This window comes from Flavobacterium sp., assembly GCF_041911335.1.
In the GTDB taxonomy this organism is placed as follows: domain Bacteria; phylum Bacteroidota; class Bacteroidia; order Flavobacteriales; family Flavobacteriaceae; genus Flavobacterium.
Genome location: NZ_JAYRPD010000063.1, coordinates 1 through 2,871, shown reverse-complemented (window position 1 = coordinate 2,871; position 2,871 = coordinate 1). Strand labels below are relative to the sequence as shown.

The 2,871-nt window shown below is 32.5% G+C and carries 3 protein-coding genes; all 3 read right to left on the bottom strand.

Going from position 1 to position 2,871, the window contains the following annotated elements:
* Positions 1-108: 108 nt before the first annotated feature.
* The gene (locus tag ACE3PD_RS10470) at positions 109-1,017 is read right to left on the bottom strand and encodes a hypothetical protein (RefSeq protein ID WP_374402218.1); all 909 of its coding nucleotides are present in this window, start codon (positions 1,015-1,017) and stop codon (positions 109-111) included.
* 248 nt (positions 1,018-1,265) lie between these two features.
* Positions 1,266-2,360: a Fic family protein gene (locus tag ACE3PD_RS10465; RefSeq protein ID WP_374402216.1), complete on the bottom strand. Its 1,095-nt coding sequence runs from the start codon at positions 2,358-2,360 to the stop codon at positions 1,266-1,268.
* A gap of 171 nt (positions 2,361-2,531) precedes the next feature.
* A partial coding sequence (locus ACE3PD_RS10460; protein ID WP_374402212.1) for a tyrosine-type recombinase/integrase occupies positions 2,532-2,871 on the bottom strand: 340 nt, incomplete at its 5' end.

Sequence of the window (2,871 nt, the reverse complement as noted above, 5' to 3'; positions counted from 1 at the left end):
TTAAAATAATTGCTTCCATTTTCGTAGTTTTTAAAAGTTTATGGAGCAAAATTGTGAAGTAAAAAAAAGTCCCTTAGTCCCAATCGGGTCCCAAGGGACTATTATTTTTTAGAGTAAGTTATCGAGGTCTATTCGTTTGTGAGTCTTTGGTCGTTTATCGCCTCGTGATGGTTTGAGGATGGTTTCGACTGTTTGGGGACTTATTTCGTTGTTATCCTTATCGATGAAGTTATTGACGATCATATTAACGATTTCGCCATTGGAAGCATCAATAAAAGATTTTCCATCAACAAATAGTTCGCGACTTAGTTGGTAGAATATGTCTACTAATTGGTTTAGATTTCCGTTGAATTTTAGCTTTTTAGTGAATAGTTTTTTCTCCAGTTCTAGTTCTTTTTCCTTCTCAATTTCGGAACGCATTTTGCGAAGCGTTTGTAATTTTTCGATGAATTGTACGCATTGCTGGTCATAAGCTTGCAGCTTGTTGTTGATTGAAATGATGTCGGCTTGTCGGTATTCGAAAATTTCTTCGTTTAAAAACAAGATTTGATCATTGAACGATTCCATTTTTTCAACCTGATGTTTGATTTCAAAAAACGAAAAATAACGATCTTCCGATTCGGCATTGATTAACCTTTTCGGAGTAATTTGTTTGGTTTCTTTTACGCTCGAAGATTGCAGCTCTGTTCGTTTTTTCTCGATTATGTTGTACAATTTGTTGAATCTACTCAATGCCTTTTGGCTAAAGAATAGTTCTTCATTGTTCGCTAATAATTTTTCGAACTTGTTTAACCAAGTGTTTCCGTCTTGAGCAAGTTGGAGTTGGTAGTTAATGAATTCGGGTAGTTGGGATTGTGGGATTGTAAATACTTTTTCGAGTAAAGCAATACAATAGTTTTCCAGTGTGGGTTCCTGATCGTGAGTAATGTCAAAAATAGAAGCTGCACTTTGTGCTGTGTCGATGGTTCTCCATTCTGAGAATAATGATTTTTTGATGTTTTGCCCTTTCAAGTTCACGTTTTTTGCTGGTGTTAAATTTGTTCATTATTTGTTATTTGGTTACACTTTTTCCAATGTCACTACTTGAAATGGTATAGTTGCTTGAAGTTCAGGTATACTTCAAGTAAATTTCAATATGATTTTGGAAGTTTTTTACTATTTGGGATGCCTAAAATTAGAACAAATTCAGTACCTGTTTGCGTTGGTTTTCGTACAAGTTTTTAACAAAATTGCGAGGGCTTGTATTTGCTAGGGATGAAAAAAAGTTAGGTGTTTTTCAATAATTCTAGTAATCTAAAATTAATGTATATTTTCTCCTTTCCGATATTTTCGCTCTTTAAGAATCCGGCTTCTTCTAAAGCTATTAAATAATTACCAATTGTTTTTAAAGATGCTATTCCTTCTGATTCTAACTGTGTTCTTTTGGTATATGGTAGTCGGAATAATGCTTCCACTAAATCTTTAGAATAAACTTTTGGCAATTTTTGTTGCATTTCTGCTGCCATATTATTCATCAATGTTTCTATTGAGGCAATTTGGTTTCTTCCTTTTAATGCTGTTTGTTCTACCATATCCAACATGTATAAAATCCAATCTTCCCAATTTCCTTCTTCGGTTACCTTTCTTAAATTGGTATAATATTCATTTTTGTAAGTGATGATATAATTGCTCAAATACAAAGCTGGTAAATCGAGTAAACCTGAAAGTTTTAAATATAATAATAGAATTATTCTACCGGTTCTTCCATTCCCATCAAAAAACGGGTGTATCGCTTCAAACTGATAATGAATGATTGCCATTTTTACCAATGGATCAATCGTATCTTCAGCATGTATAAAATCTTCTAAATTTTTTAATTTCTGACGAATTACTTCTTCTCCTTCTGGTGGTGTATAGACTACTTTCCCAGTCACTGGATTTTTTAATTGCGTTCCAGGAGTATTTCTGATACTCGATTTGTTTTCTTTAATGATTTGCATTAATTGAATAAACAAATTTGTTGTCAGTATTGGTCGTTTTTCTATTTCTTGAAAGCCAAACCACAATGCATCTTTATAATGCATGACTTCTTTTGTTGCAGGATTATCGTACTTTTTTTCTGCAATTGATGCCATGAAAAGTTCATCTTGCGTTGTAATGATGTTTTCGATTGCCGAACTCGCTTGTGCTTCTTGTAAATTGATGGTATCAATAAACAAAGTAGGATTTGGCAAATTCGTAATCGCACCTTTTAATTCCGATAAAGCTCTACTTGATGTAATTAATTTTTTTAAAATATTTTTAGATTCTAAATCAGAATTGGGAGGTAACAATGGTAAGTCATTGTAAGGTGTTTCAGGGTTGTAGTTTGAATTCATCATTATAAAAAATCTTTAAAAAAACGAAGGTAAATTTTTCCTTGCACTTAATTTCGAGAGTAAAAATACTAAAAAATTACCTTCGAAATGATTTTCGAGAGTAAAAAAGTATAAAATTTACCTTCGAAAAAGAAAACGAGAGTAGTTTTTTGAAGAAATTACTCTCGTTCTGTTTTAGTAGATGTAGTTGTCGACCGCTTTGTCTAATTCTTCTGAAATGATTTTAGCATATACTTGGGTTGTACTTATATCTCGGTGGTCCATTAATTTTGATACGTGCTCAATTCTCATTCCATTGTTTAAAGCATTGGTTGCAAAGGTATGGCGGCTTATGTGAAATGTTACTTTTACTGGAATTTCTAATTTCTTTGCTATGCGCTGTAATTGAAAATTAGCTGCTTTATTGGCACTTTCTATAAAAGTATAACGGTATTCATCATTCTTTAAATACAGCTCTTTATTTGTGATTACAGGGAATATAAAGTCGTCTTGTTCTGCATTTTCCTTTTTGTAT

What these genes read in the sequence shown, in the direction of transcription:
- ACE3PD_RS10465 (WP_374402216.1), bottom strand. Translation starts at nt 2,360, where the DNA reads ATGATGAATTCAAACTACAACCCTGAAACACCTTACAATGACTTACCA.